This is a genomic window from Eisenbergiella massiliensis (assembly GCF_003435485.1).
Window position 1 is genome coordinate 17,076 of sequence record NZ_QVLV01000031.1, and the last position, 21,148, is coordinate 38,223.

The 21,148-nt window shown below is 46.5% G+C and carries 13 protein-coding genes; 12 read left to right on the forward strand and 1 reads right to left on the reverse strand.

The features are described 5' to 3' along the window. Positions 1–27: 27 nt before the first annotated feature. Entirely contained in the window at positions 28–2,127 is a 2,100-nt protein-coding gene (locus DXC51_RS26215; protein WP_117531110.1) for a glutamine synthetase III family protein, read from the reverse strand. Positions 2,128–2,729: 602 nt separating this feature from the next. Here DXC51_RS26215 and DXC51_RS26220 point away from each other — a divergent pair. The 12 genes from DXC51_RS26220 (at position 2,730) to DXC51_RS26275 (ending at position 21,070) form a co-directional block, all read left to right on the forward strand. Then, a complete protein-coding gene (locus DXC51_RS26220; protein WP_117545726.1) occupies positions 2,730–4,349 on the forward strand; it encodes a CTP synthase in 1,620 nt (539 codons plus the stop codon). 2 nt (positions 4,350–4,351) lie between these two features. Beyond that, positions 4,352–8,899 carry a glutamate synthase large subunit gene (gltB, locus tag DXC51_RS26225; protein WP_117545727.1) on the forward strand — a complete coding sequence of 1,516 codons (4,548 nt, stop codon included), beginning with the start codon at positions 4,352–4,354 and terminating at the stop codon, positions 8,897–8,899. 9 nt (positions 8,900–8,908) lie between these two features. Next, complete coding sequence (locus DXC51_RS26230; protein WP_117545728.1) at positions 8,909–10,393, forward strand: glutamate synthase subunit beta; 1,485 nt, start codon at positions 8,909–8,911, stop codon at positions 10,391–10,393. 40 nt (positions 10,394–10,433) lie between these two features. Next, positions 10,434–11,141 (forward strand): phosphoribosylaminoimidazolesuccinocarboxamide synthase, encoded by a 708-nt coding sequence (gene purC, locus DXC51_RS26235; protein ID WP_117545729.1) that lies wholly within the window; start codon positions 10,434–10,436, stop codon positions 11,139–11,141. Positions 11,142–11,338: 197 nt separating this feature from the next. Further along, positions 11,339–11,617: a serine hydrolase gene (locus tag DXC51_RS26240; RefSeq protein ID WP_025490380.1), complete on the forward strand. Its 279-nt coding sequence runs from the start codon at positions 11,339–11,341 to the stop codon at positions 11,615–11,617. Positions 11,618–12,342: 725 nt separating this feature from the next. Then, on the forward strand, positions 12,343–13,062 hold the full coding sequence (locus DXC51_RS26245; protein ID WP_117545730.1) for a LytR/AlgR family response regulator transcription factor: 720 nt from the start codon (positions 12,343–12,345) through the stop codon (positions 13,060–13,062). Positions 13,063–13,489: 427 nt separating this feature from the next. Then, positions 13,490–14,386 carry a sensor histidine kinase gene (locus tag DXC51_RS29730; protein ID WP_181970204.1) on the forward strand — a complete coding sequence of 299 codons (897 nt, stop codon included), beginning with the start codon at positions 13,490–13,492 and terminating at the stop codon, positions 14,384–14,386. Between the two features lie 134 nt (positions 14,387–14,520). Next, on the forward strand, positions 14,521–16,680 hold the full coding sequence (locus DXC51_RS26255) for a M13 family metallopeptidase (RefSeq protein ID WP_117545731.1): 2,160 nt from the start codon (positions 14,521–14,523) through the stop codon (positions 16,678–16,680). A gap of 28 nt (positions 16,681–16,708) precedes the next feature. Next, positions 16,709–17,545, forward strand: coding sequence for a hypothetical protein (locus DXC51_RS26260; protein ID WP_025490384.1), 837 nt, complete (start codon positions 16,709–16,711; stop codon positions 17,543–17,545). A gap of 13 nt (positions 17,546–17,558) precedes the next feature. Beyond that, entirely contained in the window at positions 17,559–18,887 is a 1,329-nt protein-coding gene (locus DXC51_RS26265) for an anti-sigma factor antagonist (protein ID WP_025490385.1), read from the forward strand. Next, positions 18,884–20,632, forward strand: a complete 1,749-nt coding sequence (locus DXC51_RS26270) for an MATE family efflux transporter (RefSeq protein ID WP_025490386.1) — start codon at positions 18,884–18,886, stop codon at positions 20,630–20,632. Before DXC51_RS26265 ends, DXC51_RS26270 begins: the two co-directional genes overlap by 4 nt. A 30-nt stretch (positions 20,633–20,662) precedes the next feature. After that, complete coding sequence (locus tag DXC51_RS26275) at positions 20,663–21,070, forward strand: ATP-binding protein (RefSeq protein ID WP_025490387.1); 408 nt, start codon at positions 20,663–20,665, stop codon at positions 21,068–21,070. Positions 21,071–21,148 lie beyond the last annotated feature (78 nt).

The window sequence follows — 21,148 nt, forward strand, 5'->3', positions numbered from 1 at the left end:
TTTTGTGCCACTTTCCCTTTCCTTTGCTCAGACGGAGAATAACAGCTTTTCATAGTTCGGATAAGGAAGAATCTCATCTGGAAGATATTTTTCAACAGAATCCGCTGCTTTTCTGAGCGCATTCATATCGGAGAGAACCGTTTCATAATAAAATACCGCGGCTTCCTGCATTTCGGTCAATGCTTCCGCTTTGGCCGTATCGGCTTCCAGTTTTTCTTCCGCCCGGAAAATTTCTTCATAATATACAGAGAGCTTTTCCAGAAGCTGTTCCTGTGAGCTGCATGAAAGTTCCGGAAGAAGGGCCTTTTTAGCACGAAGGGAACTGGCGATTTTGTCTGTGTATTCCATCAAAGCAGGCAGGAATTCTCTGCAGATCATATCCTGCATGGTCTTTGCTTCAATGTGGAGTGTTTTACAATAGTTTTCCAACAGAATCTCATATCTGGAGTAAATTTCCTCCCGGGTGAAAATATGATGTCCCGTAAAGAGCGCCACATTTTTTTCAGCGATGAAATGGGGCAGTGCCTCAGAAGTGGACCTTAAGTTATAAAGCCCTCGTGCGGCAGCTTCTTTTACCCATTCCTCCGTATAGCCGTTGCCGTTGAAAATTATTTTTTTATGATTGAAAATGGCCCGCTTTACCAGACCGTGAACCGCTTCCTCCATCTGGTCGGAGGGAGTGTCCTTTAATTCTTCATAAAACTGGCGGAGGGCTTCCGCTACGGCGGTATTCAGTACAATGTTGGGACCTGCGACGGAAATGGAGGACCCCAGCATACGGAATTCAAACTTGTTGCCAGTAAAAGCAAAGGGAGAGGTACGGTTCCTGTCAGTGTTGTCCTTGAAAAAATGGGGCAGTACCGCAGCGCCGGTCTCCATTTGGATCTTTTGCTGCTTTCCAAAAAAAGTGTCGTTTTCAATGGAATTTAAAACAGCTGTCAGTTCATCGCCAAGAAAAATGGAAACAATGGCCGGAGGGGCTTCATTTGCGCCAAGCCTGTGATCATTGCCTGCGCTGGCCACAGAAACCCTCATCAGATCCGCGTACTCATCCACCGCTTTGATGACTGCCATCAAAAAGACGAGAAACTGAATGTTTTCAGCGGGAGTCCGGCCGGGATCCAGCAGGTTAACGCCGGTATTGGTGATCATGGACCAGTTGTTGTGCTTGCCGGAACCATTGATGCCTTCAAATGGTTTTTCATGAAGAAGACATACCAGCCCATGTCTGTCGGCTACTTTTTTCATCATTTCCATGGTAAGCTGATTATGGTCCACGGCTATATTGGCCGTATCAAAAACAGGCGCCAGTTCATGCTGGGCAGGAGCTACTTCATTATGTTTTGTCTTGGCCGGGATGCCCAGCTTCCAGAGTTCTTCATCCAAATCATGCATGTAAGCGGATACACGGGGCTTTAAAGCGCCGAAATAGTGATCCTCCATTTCCTGCCCCTTGGGAGGCATTGCGCCAAGCAGTGTCCTTCCGGTAAAGATCAGATCTTTCCTCTTTTCATAGAGGGCTTTGTCCACAAGGAAATATTCCTGTTCAGGACCGATGGTTGTGGAAACGCTGGTCACATCGTTTTTGCCCAGCAAATGTAAAATTTTTACCGCTTCCTTATTAAGTGTCTCCATGGAACGCAGAAGGGGCGTCTTTTTATCCAGGGCTTCTCCGCTGTAGGAGCAAAAAGCGGTGGGAATATACAGCGTCCTGTCTTTAATGAAGGCAGGGGAAGTGGGATCCCAGGCGGTGTAGCCCCTTGCTTCAAAGGTAGCCCTCAAACCGCCGGAAGGAAAGCTGGATGCATCCGGTTCCCCTTTCACCAGCTCTTTTCCTGAAAAATCCATAATTACCTGGCCGTCGCCGATGGGGGTAATGAAACTGTCGTGTTTTTCAGCGGTGTGGCCGGTCATGGGCTGAAACCAGTGTGTGAAGTGGGTGGCACCGTTTTCAACCGCCCACTCCTTCATTGCCACAGCCACAGAGTTGGCCACATCCAGCTCCAGATGCGTATTATTTTCAATGGTTTTGCGTAGCGCCCTGTAAATATCCTTCGGAAGCTTATCGCGCATGACCCTGTTATTAAAAACCAGGCTGCCGTAAAGTTCGGGAATTCCTTTTGTCATTAAAAGTTTCTCCTTTCGGTTTATAGTAAAAAAAAGGCACTCTGGAAGGATTTCTTCCAAAGCGCCTTTGCTTTATGGTTCGCATCATACTCCTGTTTTTGCAGGCTGTCAAGAAAAAATTTTGAAAATTTCAGAACCTGCTCCAGGGTTACTGTTCATACCACATTTGGGTCCCTGCCACCGCCGCCCTATGGCCGCGCCTCTGTGTCCACCAGCCGGCTTAGATGTTGTTTTCTGTAAGGGTCGTCTAAAAACGCCGGTCCTTACGCCGCGTTTTTTGCGGCGTTAGTACCGTTGCGTTTTTAATCGAGCGAAAGCGTGCCCTCTAAGAAACAACATCTAAGCCGGCTGGTGGACACAGAGGCGCGGCCATAGGGCGGCGGTGGCAGGGACCCAAATGGGGTGTGAACAGTAACGCTCCATGAAAAATTTTTGAAAAAAGTCTTTACAAATCAAAAGTATTAGTTTATATTGAAACGCATAAAAACATTGTTAAGAGATAGAATAAGACAGGTTGACAAGGGTGTCAAAGAGCTTGCAGATGCGGGCTCTTTGGCACCTTTTTATATATGTAGATTTTTCATACAGGGCAGGAGGAGAGTATGGCGGTAAAATATGTTTTTGTGACAGGCGGCGTTGTGTCCGGCCTGGGAAAAGGAATCACGGCGGCTTCACTGGGACGACTGCTGAAGGCGAGAGGTTACCACATTACCATGCAGAAGTTCGATCCCTATATTAATGTAGATCCGGGAACCATGAACCCCATCCAGCATGGGGAAGTATTCGTGACAGATGACGGTACGGAGACAGATCTGGATTTAGGGCACTATGAAAGGTTTATCGATGAAAGCCTTGACAGAAATTCCAACGTCACCACCGGAAAAATATACTGGTCGGTACTGCATAAGGAACGTCGGGGTGACTACGGCGGCGGAACCGTTCAGGTGATTCCCCATATCACGAATGAAATCAAGTCCCGTTTTTATCGGGCCAGTTCCCCTGAGGAGGAGACCATTTCCATCATAGAGGTGGGCGGGACTGTAGGAGATATTGAGAGCCAGCCTTTTTTGGAAGCGATCCGTCAGTTTCAGCATGAAATGGGACATGAAAATGCGATTCTCATACATGTAACCCTGATTCCTTATTTAAAAGCTTCCGGTGAAATGAAAACAAAACCCACACAGATGAGTGTGAAGGAGTTGCAGGGCATGGGGATCTGGCCGGATATTCTGGTGTGCCGCTCCGATTATCCGGTGGATGAAAAAATGAAGGAAAAGATTGCTTTGTTTTGTAACGTAAAAAAAGAGCAGGTGCTGCAAAATATGGACGCTCCCTCTTTATATGAAGTGCCGCTGATGCTGGAGAAGGAAAAACTGGCCCAGGCCGTCTGCGAATGTTTAAGGCTGCCCTGTCCAGTGCCGGACCTGAACGGCTGGAAGGCGATGATAGAGGATCTGCTCCATCCCTGTACCTCTGTGACGATCGCCCTCGTGGGAAAATATGTTGGGCTGCACGATGCTTACTTAAGCGTGGCGGAAGCTTTAAAACATGGCGGCATCGCAAACCGGGCGGACGTAAATATCCGCTGGATTGATGCTGAAGAGCTTACACCTGAAAATCTGGAGGGATATTTGCATGATGCGGACGGCATTTTGGTTCCGGGAGGATTCGGGCAGAGGGGAACAGAGGGAAAAATCCTGGCGATCGAATATGCGAGAAAAAATAAAGTTCCCTATCTTGGAATTTGTCTGGGCATGCAGCTTGCCATCATAGAGTTTGCCAGAAATGTGGCCGGACTGCCTGATGCAGCCAGTGCGGAGCTGGATCCTGATACGGAATGTCCGGTGATCGCGCTGATGCCAGAACAAAATAATGTGATTAATCTGGGAGGCACCATGCGGCTGGGCTCCTATCCCTGTATATTGAAGGATGGGACACTGGCCCAAAGGCTGTATGGAAAAAAAGAAATTTCAGAACGCCACAGACACCGTTATGAGGTAAATAATGCATACCGGGAATGTCTGATCCAAAAAGGTATGTGTCTTTCCGGATTGTCGCCGGACGGACGGATCGTGGAGATGGTTGAGTTGGAGAAACATCCTTTTTTTATTGCCACTCAGGCCCATCCCGAATTTAAATCGCGGCCGAATCATGCCCATCCTCTTTTCCGGGGCCTGATCGCCGCAGCCGTGGAATACACTACCGTCAAGGAGGAGGAATAACAATGAAACAGATACAAAAACAACAGGATCTTTACAGTCCGGCATTCGAACATGATAACTGCGGAATTGGCGCTGTCGTTCATATTAAAGGCAGGAAAAGCCATCAGATAGTGGTGGATGCTTTAAAAATCGTGGAAAAGCTGGAACACCGCGCCGGGAAGGATGCAGAAGGCAAAACCGGGGACGGCGTTGGCATACTGACTCAGATTTCTCACCGTTTTTTTACAAAGGTCTGCGGGCAGGCCCAAATTCATATCGGCGGTGAAAGAGAATATGGCGTGGGTATGTTTTTCTTCCCCCAGAATGAACTGAAACGCAGCCAGGCCAAAAAGATGTTTGAAATCATTGTGGAAAAAGAAGGTATGGAATTTCTGGGGTGGCGGGATGTTCCCATCCGGCCTGAGGTGCTGGGACATAAGGCCAGAAAATGTATGCCTGTAATCTGTCAGGGCTTTGTAAAAAAGCCGGAACAGTTAAAAAAAGGACTGGATTTTGACCGCCGTCTTTATGTGGTGCGCCGCGAGTTCGAGCAGAGCAACAATAATACCTATGTGCCTTCTCTTTCCAGCCGGACTGTTGTGTATAAGGGAATGTTTCTTGTGGGACAGCTGCGTACTTTTTTTACAGACCTTCAGGACGAGGACTATGAGTCCGCAATTGCCATCGTACATTCCCGCTTTTCTACCAACACAAATCCCAGCTGGGAGAGAGCGCATCCCAACCGCTTTATCGTCCATAACGGTGAAATCAACACCATCAGGGGAAACGCGGATAAGATGCTGGCCAGGGAAGAAACCATGCGGGCGCCGGCATTTTTGGCGGATGATCTGACAAAGGTCCTTCCGGTGGTAAACACAGGCGGCTCCGATTCTGCCATGCTGGACAATACGCTGGAGTTTCTGGTGATGAGCGGCATGGAGCTTCCCCTTGCGGCAATGATCACCATTCCGGAGCCCTGGGCCAACAACGATACCATTTCCCAGGAGGTGCGCGATTTTTACCAATACTACGCCACTATGATGGAGCCCTGGGACGGCCCTGCATCCATCCTTTTTTCCGACGGGGATCTGATGGGAGCGGTGCTGGACAGAAACGGCCTTCGGCCCTCCCGGTATTACATCACTGATGATGACCGGCTGATTCTTTCCTCAGAGGTTGGGGTGCTGGATATTCCGGCGGAAAACATTCTCAAAAAGGAACGCCTGCATCCGGGGAAGATGCTTCTTGTGGACACGCAGAGGGGCATGGTGGTAAGTGATGAGGAAATAAAGGAATATTATGCAAAAAAGGAACCCTACGGGGAATGGCTGGACAGCAATCTGGTTACCTTGCAGGAATTGAAAATTCCGAATGAGAAAATTCCCTCCTACACAAAAGAGGAACGCGCAAGACTGCAGAAGTCCTTCGGTTATACCTATGAAGAATACCGGGAAGGCATCTGCGCCATGGCTTTAAACGGTACGGAGCAAATCGGCGCCATGGGTGTGGATACCCCTCTGGCCGTCCTGTCGAAAGAATATCAGCCCCTGTTTTATTATTTCAAGCAGCTTTTCGCACAGGTGACGAATCCGCCCATTGATGCGGTGCGGGAAAAAATTGTAACCTCCACCACAGTATATGTGGGGAAGAACGGCAGCCTGCTGGAAGAAAAACCGGAGAACTGCCAGGTGCTTAAAATCAATAATCCAATTTTATCGGATCTGGATCTTCTAAAAATAAAAGAGATGACAAAACCCGGCTTTCAGGTGGCCTGTGTCCCAATTATTTTCTATAAAAGTACTCCTATAGACAGAGTGTTGGAGCATCTGTTTGTGGAAGTGGATAAGGCTTACCGGGAAGGAGCCAATATCCTGATCCTTTCTGACCGGGGCGTGGATGAAAACCATGTGGCAATCCCCTCCCTGCTGGCCGTTTCTGCGGTACACAAGCATCTGGTAAAAACGAAAAAATGCACAGCGCTTTCCCTCATCCTGGAATCAGGGGAACCCAGAGAAGTACACGATTTTGCAGCCCTTTTAGGCTATGGGGCCTGTGCGGTCAATCCTTATCTGGCTCATTCCACCATCGCGGAACTGGTGGAAGAGGGTTTTTTAAATAAGGACTATTATGCCGCTGTGGAAGATTATGACAGAGCTATTTTACAGGGCATTGTAAAAATTGCCTCCAAAATGGGGATTTCCACAATCCAGTCTTACCAGGGAAGCCAGATTTTTGAGGCCATCGGAATTTCCAGTGAAGTCATTGACCGGTATTTTACCCAGACGGTGAGCAGGGTGGGCGGCATCACTCTTCAGGATATTGCGGCCCAGACTGATGAACAGCATTCCAAAGCCTTTGATCCTCTGGGGCTGGATACGGATTTGACCCTTTCTTCCATGGGACGGCACAAAATGCGGAGCCAGGGGGAAGAACATCGCTATAATCCCCGCACCATCCACCTGCTGCAGCAGTCCACAAAAGAGGGCAGCTATGAAAAATTCTGTGCCTATACAAAGCTGGTGGATGAGGAAAATACCGGATATTTACGCAGCCTCATGGATTTTCGGTATCCGCAGACGGGGATATCCATAGAAGAGGTGGAAAGTGTGGAATCCATTGTAAAGCGTTTCAAGACAGGCGCCATGTCTTACGGTTCCATTTCTGAGGAAGCCCATGAGGCGCTGGCGGTTGCCATGAACCGGCTCCACGGCAAGTCTAACAGCGGAGAGGGCGGAGAGAGTGAGGAACGTCTGGAATCTGCCGGAACCGATCACGACAGAAGCTCTGCCATCAAACAGGTTGCCAGCGGGCGCTTTGGCGTAACCAGCCGGTATCTGGTGAGCGCCAGGGAAATTCAGATTAAGATGGCGCAGGGGGCAAAACCTGGTGAAGGCGGCCATCTTCCCGCCAAAAAGGTATACCCGTGGATTGCCAGAACCCGTCATTCCACGCCTGGCGTAAGCCTGATTTCTCCGCCGCCGCATCACGATATCTATTCCATTGAGGATCTGGCGCAGCTGATTTACGATCTGAAAAACGCCAATAAATATGCCCGTATATCTGTAAAGCTGGTTTCTGAGGCAGGCGTTGGCACGGTGGCGGCAGGGGTCGCAAAAGCGGGGGCCCAGGTTATCCTGATTTCCGGGTATGACGGCGGCACCGGGGCCGCGCCGGTAAGTTCCATCCACAATGCGGGACTGCCCTGGGAGCTGGGGCTTGCGGAAACACACCAGACACTCTTGCGCAACGGGCTCCGTAATCGGGTGGTCATTGAAACAGACGGTAAGCTCATGAGCGGCCGTGACGTGGCCATAGCAGCCCTTCTGGGCGCAGAGGAATTCGGTTTTGCTACGGCTCCCCTGGTGACACTCGGCTGTGTGATGATGCGGGTCTGCAATCTGGATACATGCCCTATGGGCATTGCCACCCAAAATCCGGAACTTCGCAAACGGTTTACTGGAAAACCGGAGTATGTGATGAATTTTATGCTCTTTATTGCGCAGCAACTGCGGGAATATATGGCGAAGCTGGGTGTGCGTACCGTGGATGAAATGGTAGGCCGTACAGATCTGTTAAAGAAAAAGGATTTCCTGACAGGACAGGCAGCGAAGGTGGATTTAAGCCTTATTCTGCAGGGAATGAACGAAGGAGAAAGGAAGAACTGTGTATTTGATCCGAACTGTGCCTATCATTTTCAGCTTGAGCAGACAAAGGATGAAGCAGAGCTTTTGAAAAATAAAGAAATTCTGGAGTCGGTGGTTCAGGGGAAAAAGAGCAGCTATCAGGTTAAGCTGACCAACACCGACCGCACCTTCGGAACCCTGCTGGGGGCGGAGGTGACACGGCATCATCCTTCCGGATTGCCGGAGGATACCATTACCATACTCTGTCAGGGAGCGGGCGGACAAAGCTTCGGCGCATTTCTGCCCAAAGGGATTACCTTGTCTTTGTGCGGCGACAGCAACGATTATTTCGGAAAAGGCCTCTCCGGCGGAAAACTGGCGGTTTATGCGCCGCCGGAAGCAAACTTTGTGCCGGAAGAAAATGTCATTATAGGCAATGTCGCTCTCTACGGGGCCACCGGAGGAGAAGCCTATATCGCCGGCATGGCAGGCGAACGCTTCTGTGTGAGAAATTCCGGCGCAACAGCGGTTGTGGAAGGCGTGGGTGAGCACGGATGTGAATATATGACCGGAGGCCGGACGGCGGTGCTTGGACCCACCGGTAAAAATTTTGCGGCCGGCATGAGCGGCGGTATCGCCTATGTGCTGGATGAGGGAAATTGTCTGTATAAAAATCTGAATAAAGAAATGGTGCTCATGGAAAAGGTGGAAACCAAATATGACCAGGAAGAGCTGCGGGCCATGATCGAAGCCCATGTGGCCCACACCAATTCCCGAAAAGGGAAAGAAATTCTGGCACATTTTGCACAATATCTGCCTGCCTTTAAAAAAATCATTCCTGCAGATTACAAGCATCTGATTCAGTTGTCTTCCCAGTTTGAAGAACAGGGCATGAGCAGACAGGAGGCACAGATAGAAGCATTCTATGCGGGCGTCAGTAGAAAGTGAGGAAAAAGAATGGGAAAATCGACGGGTTTTTTGGAATATGAACGGAAAACGGGACCGGTGTCAGCTCCGGGCGAAAGAATTAAAAATTTCAGAGACTTCCATGGCACCCTTTCCGAAGAACAACAGCGCCTTCAGGGAGCAAGATGCATGGAATGTGGCGTGCCCTTTTGTCAGGCGGGAGTGATGATCGCCGGCATGGCATCAGGCTGTCCGCTGCATAACCTGGTACCGGAAATCAACGACCTGGTATATCGCGGCAACTGGGAGCAGGCCTATATCAGACTGTCAAAAACCCATTGCTTCCCGGAATTCACCTCCAGGGTCTGCCCGGCTTTGTGTGAAGCGGCTTGTACCTGCGGTCTGCACGGTGAACCGGTATCTACAAAGGAAAATGAAAAAGCTGTAATCGAGTATGCCTTCTCGAAAGGACTGGTAAAGGCTGACTCTCCCCGTGTGCGCACAGGAAAGACCGTAGCGGTTATCGGCAGCGGACCGGCAGGACTGGCGGCAGCTTTACTGTTAAACCGCCGCGGCCACAGCGTGACGGTATATGAAAGAAGCGACCGTCCAGGTGGGCTGCTTCGCTATGGCATTCCTAATATGAAGCTGGAAAAAGGTATCATAGACAGACGCATTCGTCTCATGGAGGAAGCAGGCGTCCGTTTTGAATGCGGAGTGGATGTGGGAAGGAACCTCCCCGGAAAGGAGTTGCTCAAAAAATATGACCGCATCCTTCTGGCCGGAGGTGCATCAAACCCGAGAGATATTGAAGTGCCTGGCAGAGATGCAAAAGGAATTTATTTTGCGGTGGACTTTCTCAAAAATGTGACCAAAACGCTGCTGGACAGCAATTTTAAAGAAATACCCTATTACCTTGCCAGAGGGAAAAAGGTGCTGGTGATCGGCGGCGGCGACACAGGAAACGACTGTGTGGGAACCGTTATCCGACTGGGCGCCGCCAGTGTGGCTCAGCTGGAAATGATGCCGAAAGCACCCGCAGGGCGGATGGCCAACAATCCCTGGCCGGAATGGCCAAAGGTGTTAAAGACTGATTACGGGCAGGAAGAAGCGATTGACCGATTTGGCCATGACCCAAGAATTTATCAGACGACGGTTACCGAATTCCTGAAAAATAAAAAGGGAGATATATGCGGAGCCAAAACAGTACAGCTGGCGCCCGTACGTGACGAAAAGACGGGCCGGATGCGCATGGAGCCCGTCCCCGGAACCGAAAAAGAAATTCCTGCAGATCTTGTGCTCATTGCAGCAGGTTTTTTGGGCAGCGAGAGTTACAGTGCAGAAACTTTTGGTGTCAAATTAGACGGGAGGACGAATGTGGAGACAGCTCCCGGTTCTTATTGTACCGAAAACACCAGAATTTTTACTGCAGGCGATATGCACAGAGGACAGTCCCTGGTGGTCTGGGCTATCGCAGAAGGTACAGAAGCCGCTGCCCGGATCGACGAATCTCTGATGGGCTATACAGGCCTTTAAGGAACAATATAAAATGTGCAAATCAGAACAGGAGACAGTCATGGAAAAGAGAGAACAGTTATATGAAGGAAAAGCAAAAAAGGTTTTCGCAACTGATGACCCAAACATGGTGATTGTCAGCTACAAGGATGATGCTACCGCCTTTAACGGACAGAAGAAAGGGACGATTGACGGAAAAGGTTCCATTAACAACCGAATGAGCAATCTCCTGTTTGAACTGCTGGAGAAAAACGGGATTCACACTCATTTTGTAAAGGAGCTGAATGACAGGGAAACTCTTGTGAAAAAAGTGGAAATCGTACCTTTGGAGGTTATTGTCCGCAATGTGGGCGCCGGCAGCTTCGCAAAACGCATGGGCATTGAAGAGGGCAGAACATTAAAATGTCCAACAGTGGAATTTTCCTATAAAAATGATGCACTGGGGGATCCATTTATCAATCACTGGTATGCGCTGGCGTTGAATCTGGCTACCGAAGAGGAAATCGAAAAAATTACGGAGACTGCTTTTGCGGTCAATGAGGTGCTGCGAAATTTCTTTGCGGCCGCAGGCATTGAGCTAATTGATTTCAAGCTGGAATTTGGAAGATTTGATGGCAAGATCCTTCTTGCGGATGAAATTTCCCCAGACACCTGCAGGCTGTGGGACAGTAAAACCAAAGAAAAGCTGGATAAGGACCGTTTCAGGCGGGATATGGGCGGAGCAGAGGAGGCCTACCAGGAAGTATTTTCCAGAATCGGCCTCTTTTAGAACAAAAAAGACAAAAGGGCCAACCATTGGGATAAAGTAAAGGGTCTAAGGCACCAGGCATTTATGACAGGCAGGAAAAGCTTACCGCCAAATATGCGGCATCTCCTGTGATACCCCGGACAGCAGTATATAGTCAGAAATGAGCAGATAATGCAAGAAACGGATATTTTTTTTAAGCAATACTGTATGTATAATTTATGTATGCAAAAGAGATTCTGGAACCGCTGGGGATGGAGGATACGGCGTTTTGGATACCTCAGGAAAAACAACACAGACTTACGAACGTGTATGAAAGTATAAGGACACAGGACGGGCAAAGGAAGCTGGTAAGGTATACAGGCAGCCATCTGGGCATCCGCAACGATATGTCCCGTGAACCTGCTTTTGCATCCGGCGGAGCAGGGCTTGTCTCTACGCTGGATGATTATATGAAATTTGCCCGTATGCTGCAAAATGAACTGTTTCCCGTCAAGTAGACAAAGACAAAAAATTATTTCTGCCACCAGACGAAAACTGGTGGCAGTTTTATGCTGCCAACATATATTGTTCGTGTTTTTCCAGCGGAGTTAAAATCCCTCGGTAGCGATACTGTGCCGGTTCAAGTCCGGCTACCCGTACTATTTTATGAAGGGACTCTTTCTTCAGTCTGCCGCTGGAAAGGGTCCTTTTTCATTTCTTACAGGAAGAATCCCTATAATTGCATTTGTGCTGGAAACCTTATTTCTATAATCTAAGTGAGTATAAATATTCAGGGAAGAGAGTAGCTGTGCCCCAGCCATTTCTTGATATCTTTTATGCTTATGCCGGGGGCTTAAAGCACTTGTTCAGGTTGTATCTGAGTTCATGGAAGCGGACTGATTTTAGGCCGTTTTTTAAGAACAATAGAGAACAATATGAAAGTGCTGAATTTAATTTTTTTCTTAAAAGATAAGTTAATAGATTTCGACATTAAGTATATTGTTTTCGCCAATTTAGTTGATTAAAAATTGTATTAAGTGCATAATAACTAAGAAAAAGTGTCCATTAATTAAAATTAAATACATATTTAATACAATTAAGGGCAGAAAGCTTTTGTACATATGTGGTACTAATTTGAAGGTGGGCTGAACTGAGAGAGAGAAACACCATTACCAATAATTTGAAACCATGAATCTTGAAAATATGTCATTGAAAGAAGAGGAAAAGAAATGGAGGATGCATTGTGCTCATTGCAGTTTGTGAAGACCAGAAAAATGACAGGCAGTTATTACTTGAATATCTGAATACAGAATTGGAGAGACTCAGAATTTGTGCGGAGATTTTATCCTATGAAAGCGGAGAAGCATTACTTGCGGCGGCTCAGAAGTTATCTTTTCAGATTTATTTCCTGGATATATTCATGGTTAAAACCAACGGCGTGGATACAGCCAGAGCCCTGCGTGCCAGGGGAACAGAAGCGGCAATTGTATTTGTCACTTCCAGCAGGGATTATTTCGCGGAGGGCTTTGAAGTGGGGGCTGTACATTATCTCGTAAAACCATACAAAAAAACGGATGTCAGGACAGCGATGGAACGCTGCATTAAGCAGATGGGAAAGGCAGAACGTTATATTGAAATTGTGGTAAACAGAGAAAAGAGGAGGATTCTTCTCTCAGAATTGATTTGGGCAGAGTCAAATGATAAAGTATGCTGGCTGCATCTGAAGTCAGAAGATGTGAGAAGTTATATTCATTTGGATGAATTGCAGCAGCTTCTGAGTGACCCACGATTTCTGCGCTGTCACCGCAGCTTCCTGATTAATATGGATTTGGTAAATAGAGTTGATAAAAACTTTTTCTATACAATAGATGATGCAGAGATTCCTATGCGTCAGGCAGAACGGACCCGGATGCGTGAGAATTATGAAAGCTATTTGTTTGAGAAAATGCGGAGGAGGGATTGATATGCAAGGGGCAGTGTTACTGAGTATTGGCCGATTTATTTGCACGGTACCCTGGTTTGTAATATGCTGTGTTCCTTTTTATCCTCAAAGAAGAGTCAGCCGTGCTGTGATGGTCTTTGTGATTTCAACAGTCAGTATTTTCTTCTTTTTATGCAATTTCTTTTTTCAGCTGCAAAATGAAAATTATATTTGTCACAGCAGTATTGTGTTTCTCATATTATATGCAGTTATGTTCGGCTTGTTTTTATGGGGGTTCAGGGTAGCTCCGGTTAAAATATTATACATATTTCTTCTGGTACAGGCGGTATCCACAGCTATAAATTATACAGCAGCTATTTTGCTGAGGCCTTTTTATCCCGGAGAACGGATTAGTTTACAAAGTAATCTTGCTTACAGCCTTGTAATTCTTTTGATAACAGCAGTGCTTATGCCCACCATATGGTATTTTTTTGTGCATCAGCTCAGGGAAGCCATGGAGGAGCTGCGCAACCGTGATTTCTGGCTTTTGTGTATTTCACCGATATTGATATTTATTGTGACAGTAATTTTTAACGATATGGGAAATAATACGGCAATTCCCCAGGAACAGGCCATCGGTATATTTTTATTAATTAGCGCTACGGGACTTGTGACTTATTTTATCAATGTGCGTTTGGTTTTGAATGCGGCTCGTCGTATTCGTCTGGAAACCAGCGTAGCAGCGATGGAACAGCAAATGGAAGTGCAGGTCCAAAGCTACCTGCAGCTTACAGAGAGTATCGAAACATCACGGGCATTAAGGCATGACCTGCGTCATCATCTGACAGCGATGACATCTTTTATAGAGCAGAATGATATGAATGGTCTTGCAGCCTATCTGGCAGAATACAGACAAAATCTTCCCTTTGAAAATGAACTTCAGGTATGCGGCAATCACACAGTGGATGTGTTGGTGAGGTATTATCTTCAGCAGGCAAAGGAAGCAGGGGCTGAGGTGGATGTAAAGCTGGAGCTTCCTGCAGATACAGGCATTAAAGATACGGATTTGACGATTGTATTCGGTAATTTATTTGAGAACGCGGAACACAGTGTCATAGGACAGTCCAGCGGCAGGCGCTTTATTTTTGCCAGATGCGGTATTGAGAATAACAAGCTGATATTAACCGTCGATAACTCCGTAGAAGAAAAATCATATGACAGAAAAGGGATCAGGCAGGCTTGCGGTATCGGGCAGAATTCGGTTAAGGCTGTGGCGGAAAAATATCATGGTACAGTGCGCTTTTCACAAGAAGGTAACGTCTACAAGGCTTCAGTTTTGCTTTTTTGTGAATTGATTTCTGAATAAAAAGTATAGTTTTCGGAAGGTGTGTTGCTTAATAAAAGAACGATTCACATAATAGGAGGTGTAAATCTGAAAGAGCTTTTTGGGTTTCATGATGGAGAATACGGACAAAGAACAAAAAAGATTGGAGAGCAAATATGAAAAGGAAAGTAGCAACAGGTATATTGGTACTGTCCATACTAATCAGTAGTCTTGCAGGTTGCGGAGCGGCACATACGGATACTGCCGCTGTTGCGGGCCGCGAAGCAGCAACAGATACGGAAGTGTCTGCGGCAGCGCAAAACTCAGAGGCTGCATCAGAAGAAGCCCAAGTGATGGATGAGACTGCAGAGGAGGGCAACCATGCGAATGGAACTCCATGGCTGAATTCCTGCCTGATTGGAAATGTAACCAAAGATACTCCAACAGACCCGAAGCAGGATTTTCATTTGTTTGTCAATAAAGACTGGATATTGGATACGGAACTTCCCGATGGTTATTATAGTTGGTCAAATTATTCTGCGGTTGCAAAGGACACCATGGAAAAAGCGATAAAGATGCTCGACGGAAATGATTTGCCTGGTCATGATGCCAAGCTGGTACAGGGAATGTTTGATCTGTATATGGATGTGGATGCGAGAAATAAGGCCGGATATGATCCGATTAAGGGAAGCGTAGAAAAAATTCTTGCAGCAGAAAGCCTGGACGATATTAAGGCACTGTATTTGGAGCCCGATCTCAAATATGAAGTGGAAAATCTGATGGGTGTCAGCATCAGCACCGGTATTTCTGATGCAGACTCATATTATGTATGGATTTCTTCCCCGGGCCTTATCATGAGTGATTCAGCGAATTATCTGGAGGAGAATGAATACGGCACACTGCTTCATGATTTCAATGAGGAGATTTTCATATACATGATGGATCGCCTTGGCATGGACAGAGAGAATGCGCTTACATGTTTTCAGGATGCCATCGAATTGGAGCGGAAACTGGCCCCTCATATCTATACGGACGAGGAAAGCATGCGTTCGGATTTTATGGAGAGAGTCAATAATGTAATGACATTGGAAGAACTAACGGAACTGGTAAATACATATCCGCTGAAAGAAGTATTAGAAGCGAATGAACTCGGCTATGATGGCGGATATATTGTCACAGATCCGGATTATATCCGCTGCCTTGACGGGATATTTACAAAAGAGAATGCAACAATGCTCAAAAATTATATTCTGGTAAAATTTGTTTTGAATCAAAGCAGCGCACTTGATGAAGATACGATGCAGACCGTGACGAAACTGAGCAATCAATATTACGGCTCATCAGGAGACAGGCCTCTGGAGGAAAAAGCCTTTTCCCTTGTAAAAAGTATTCTGCCGGATTCCCTGTCTAAGGAATATATTAAGATGTACAGCTCTGAGGAGGATCGTCAGCGGGTTGAGGATATGTGTTATAGGGTAATCGATACTTATCATGAGATTTTGTCGGGAAATGACTGGGCAACACCGAAAACAATAGCTTATGCGCTTAAAAAACTGGATTCCATGGCAGTCCATGTGGGCTGGCCGGATAAATGGCAGGATTATTCCGGGCTTGATATTGACGGACTCTCTTATTATGAGGCTCTGAAAAAAATCGGAAAATATAATATGGATCTGGCGATAAATCTACTGGGAACTGCCCCTGATAAAGAAATGTGGGCCGACGACTTATGTGTGCTGGAGTGCAATGCTTTTTACAGTAATTCGGATAATTCCATAAATATGATTGTAGGGATGATGGGAAGTCCTTTTTATTATTCCGATATGCCTGTTGAGGAACTGTATGCGTCTCTCGGTGCATTTTGGATTGGTCACGAAATCTCCCATGCGTTTGACAGCAATGGTTCCCAGTATGATTTGGAAGGAAATCTGAATAACTGGTGGCCGGAGGAAGATTTTGCCGGATTCAACGAAAGAGTAAAGAAGATGGACCAGTACCTGGACGGTATATTGATTATGGATGATTATTATGCGAATGGAAGCAACATAGACAGTGAAATGATTGCGGACATGACAGGCTTACAATGTGCGCTTAAGATGGCTGAGAAAGAAGAAAACTTTGATTATGCCAAATTTTTTGAATATTACGCTAAAATGAATACTTCTGTTTCCCTCTATAGTGTTGAATTGAGCCAAATTCAAGGGGATCCGCATCCGCTCGATTATCAAAGAACCAATGTGCCGGTGCAGCAGTTTGATGAATTTTATAAGGCTTTTGGCGTAACGGAATCAGACGGCATGTATTTGGCCCCCGAGGACAGATTGATCATTTGGTAAAAATACCACTTATGGAGGGAATGTTTAAATGAAGAATGTGCGAAACCGGAAAACACTGATGACAATCCTTATGGCTTTCTGTGTTTGCGCGGTATTGCCGGCTTGCTCCGGGGAAAATACAAAAAGGGAAACTTCCGCTGCCTATACGCATTCTGAAACAGAGGCGGATATCTCCGAGCCTGCAGCGCCGGTGGAAACAAGCATCCCGGCGGAGGGGCAAAATGAATCTGAGACATTGGGGTCTGCTATAGAAGATGATTATGATAATGTTAAATTTAATCTGGAAACTTATACTGCTGATCATGTAGAGGTAGAGTATATCCAGGTTGCAGATCTATATGATATTATTCAGGGAAAACTCAATGAGAACATTATGGAGTTTTACTTGTGGCAGTGGACCAACGGTGTGGACAGCGAAGCTGATAGGACCGAATATTACGGTACGGCGACATATGCCTTTGTAGGGGAAAAACTTCTCAGTGTACAGCGATATTTAAATGTGACAGCCGAGGGTGCGGCATATTCTGTCAATGAGGTAAGTGCGCAGACATTTGATGTTACGACCGGAGAGCCGGTTGGCGCTCTGAATGCGGTCCCTTTTACACAGGAGCAGATCCAAATGTTTAAGCTGACTCTGCCGAGTGACGATGTGCCTGATGAACTGGCAGCCAAGGCAGAACAGGCATTTAAAGATTATGTGCTTGGAACAGATGAAATTTATAATTATTTTTTAACAGATACGGGCGTTGCAATTTACGTTATGAACGATGTCCATGCAGAATGCGATTATTTTATATTTGAAGCAGACGTTGCAGACATTGCCGGGGAGCTTGCAAATCCAATAAAATCAGCTTTTGGAATATAAGGAGTAAAATAAATTGGAAAAAGAATTACAGGTACTCAGAGAAGAACTGCTGAAATGTTACGGTTTGGATATCAATAAGGCAAAATGTTTCTTTTCAACACAGAATTATGCATTTATTTTTCCGGGAGAGCCGCATATGATCCGTGTCAGCATCGGCTCCGTGAAAACAAGGGAAGAAACGATGAGTGAGGTGCTGTGGGTGGATGATCTTAAACAGTTCAGCGAAACTGTATGTGAACCCTTTCCTTCCCTGAAAAATCATATTGTAGAGGAATTTGAGATCGATGGTGTTCATTATCGGGCGGCCATGTTCCGGACAGCAAGGGGAGCGGTACGGGAGATTACAGATCTGGATGCCATGCATTTCATTGCCGTGGGAGATCTGCTGGGACGTATCCATGCTGCCGGCGCCGACAGCGCAAAAGCAGGGATTAGTTATAAAAGAAAAAAATGGTATGAAAAGCAGGCGCCGTCTTTTGCATATGCAAGGGAAAATCTTCCGGCTGATCTGATGGAGCGGATCGACGGAATTTATGAAAAAGTGAAGGCGGTTCCTGAGGACCCGCGCTGGTTTGGGATGATACACGGAGATTTCCATTCCAATAATTATTTTGTGGACGGAAATAATATCTGGATTTTTGATTTTGACGAATGTAATTATGGTTATTTTATGTATGATATTGCCTCTGCCTGCATCACCTGGCTTATGAATGGATACCATATGGAAAAATGCAGGAGAGATGCGCTGAATGAGGATATCCTTCCTTATTTCAGAACCGGCTATGAGCTGCATCTGAAGCTTCCCGAAGAGCATTGGCAGCTTCTTGAGCTGTTCATAGAGTACCGGACAAGCATTATGGCAGTGTCGTTATCCAGGATACGCAGCAGCGGGATCGTATCAGATCTGGAGAAGGCCAGGCAATTTGTAATCTTCCCGCTGATGCAGGAAAATGTGCTGGATGGCTTCGATATGATAATGAGGCAGGCAGGAGCATTCAAGGCGGGGTTTGCCTCGGGAGAAACGGATTCGCAACAGCACTGGAAAGAAAGCAGAGAAGGGGCGGAAGCCATCGTTTATCTGGAGGGGCGTCTGGATGCTCTGACAGCTCCGGAAACGGAAAAAAAGATTATGCAGCTGAAGGAAAATGGGACGCAAAGGTTGAAGCTGGACTGCACGGAGCTTGTTTATATAAGCAGTGCGGGAATCAGAGTATTGCTGAAGGCATATAAAAACTTTGCAAAGCTTTCTCTTTCAGGAGTAAATGAGGATGTCGGGGAAGTGATAGCCATGACAGGACTTTTGGATATGCTGGACCAGGAAGGAACAGAAAATAGGACATGACCAGTGATTACATAACGAAAAAGGTTTTCAGAAAATACCTCTCCATTTCCATTGCCGCGATGGCGGCGGCTACGATAGGTATGATGGTAGACGGGATTGTGATTGGCAATTTCCTGGGTTCGGCATCCATGGCGGCTTTCGGAATCGTCAGTCCCTTGTTTATTCTTTTTTCGGCAGTGGCTGGTGTTTTCAGCAATGGAAGCATCAGTCTGTGCGGTAAATATATCGGAAGGGATCAGCCGGGAAAGGTAAATGAAGTATTTACCATTGCGGTTATCTGTGCCGGGGCTGCGGCCCTGATTTGCGCAGCTGCCTGCCTTATTTTCCCGGAAACCGCCGCCGGATTCCTGGGAGCGGAAGGAGAAATCCTGCCTCTGGCCGCCGCTTATATCCGGGGGCTGGGAGCGGGAGCCTTACCTATCATTATTTCTCAGGTGCTGATGGCTTTTACCAAAACGGATGGTTCTCCCAGGCTGGGGCTTTACAGTATTATTGTGATGACGGTTATTAACATCACTCTGGATTTTTGTAACGTACTTTTCTTCCATCTGGGCATGTTCGGAATGGCAATGGCCACTTCCATCAGCTATTTTGCAGCGGTTTTCATATGTCTCATCCATTTTTTCAAGCCCGTCAATTCTCTTCGTTTTGTCAGGGTGAAAAATCCGTTCAGAGAACTATGTACTATTGGAAAAACAGGCTTTCCCAATGCGTTGAATAAAATCTGCATTACAGCAAGGACGGCGCTGACCAATCATGTGCTCATGCTTTTGACCGGAGATGTTGCGCTGACTGCATTCTCCATACAGAACAGCCTGAACTCCATTCTTGGTTCCATCTGTACAGGGATAGGAGCGACTACGCTGCTGATCAGCGGAATTTTTTACGGAGAAGAAGACAAGAGGACCCTGGAGGATTCCGTCAGAGTATCAATAAAAACGGGAGTGCTGCTTACGGTGATTGTCTGTGCCGCCAGCTTGTTGTTTTTAAAGCCTCTGGTGATGATGTTTGGCAGGGATAATCCTGAGGCGGCCTCTATGGCTGTGAGGGTTATGTTCTGGTTCCTTTTGAGCCTCCCTTTGTATACCGTTAATCTGGTTTTCCTGAATTATTACCAGAGTGCCGGGAATCTGCCTATGGCCAACTTCATGTGCGTGGGGGATAACTTTTTCTTTATGATGTTGTTTATAGGTATTTTATCACCTGTGTTTGGAACGGATGGCGTTTGGATTTCATTTTTGCTGGGAGAAGGAGCCATGCTAATGGCATTAACCGGTGTGGTTGCATGGAAGAAGAGACATTTCCCCCGTTCCCTGGAGGATTTCCTTCTTCTGCCGGAGGATTTTGGCGTACCGGAGGAACAGCAGCTTTCACTTTCACTGGAAAATGATATGGATAAGGTGATTATTCTTTCTGAAAATATTGGTAGATTCTGCAGGAAGCAAGGGATTGATAAAAGAAGAACGCATCATCTTTCTCTGTGCATAGAAGAAATGACCGGGAATGTGGTGCAGCATGCATTTACTGATGGAAAAAAACATTTTATTGATATCAGAGTACTGATTAAGAAAGAACAGCTGATTTTCAGGATACGGGATGACGGCATACCCTTCAATCCGCTGGAAAAGCTTCAGGAGGATGCGGATCCATGCAAGAATATAGGTATTCGTTTGGTGAAGAGAATCTCTGTAGGTACGGATTACAGAAATACGATTGGTCTGAATAATTTAATTGTAAAGCTATAGAGACTATTAAGAAGCAGGGGAAATGAAGAGATGAAATCAATTACTGTGGATGCTACGCTGGAAAATCTGGAAAAGGTACAGAGTTTTATAGAACAGGAGCTGGAAGCAAGCGGCTGTCCGGTAAAGGCTATGATGCAGATTTCCATGGCAGCGGAAGAAATATATGTAAATATTGCGCACTACGCATATAAACCGGGGATTGGGAAAGCGACCATCATCTGCAGCGTGGAGGGGAATCCTCTTCAGGTGATACTGGAGTTTTTGGATAACGGGCGTCCCTTTGATCCCCTTGCTGTATCTGAGGCGGACACCACCCTGCCGGCCGGGGAAAGAAAAATCGGAGGGCTGGGCATTTTACTCGTAAAAAAGTCCATGGATCAGATTTCCTATGCTTATAAAGGCGGCCAGAACATTCTGACGCTGAAAAAAACAATCTGACAGGAGCAAAGAAGCGGCAGTCCATGATAAGAAAAAACAGGAGGTTTAAGATTGTTAGCATAATTATAGTAACAGGCG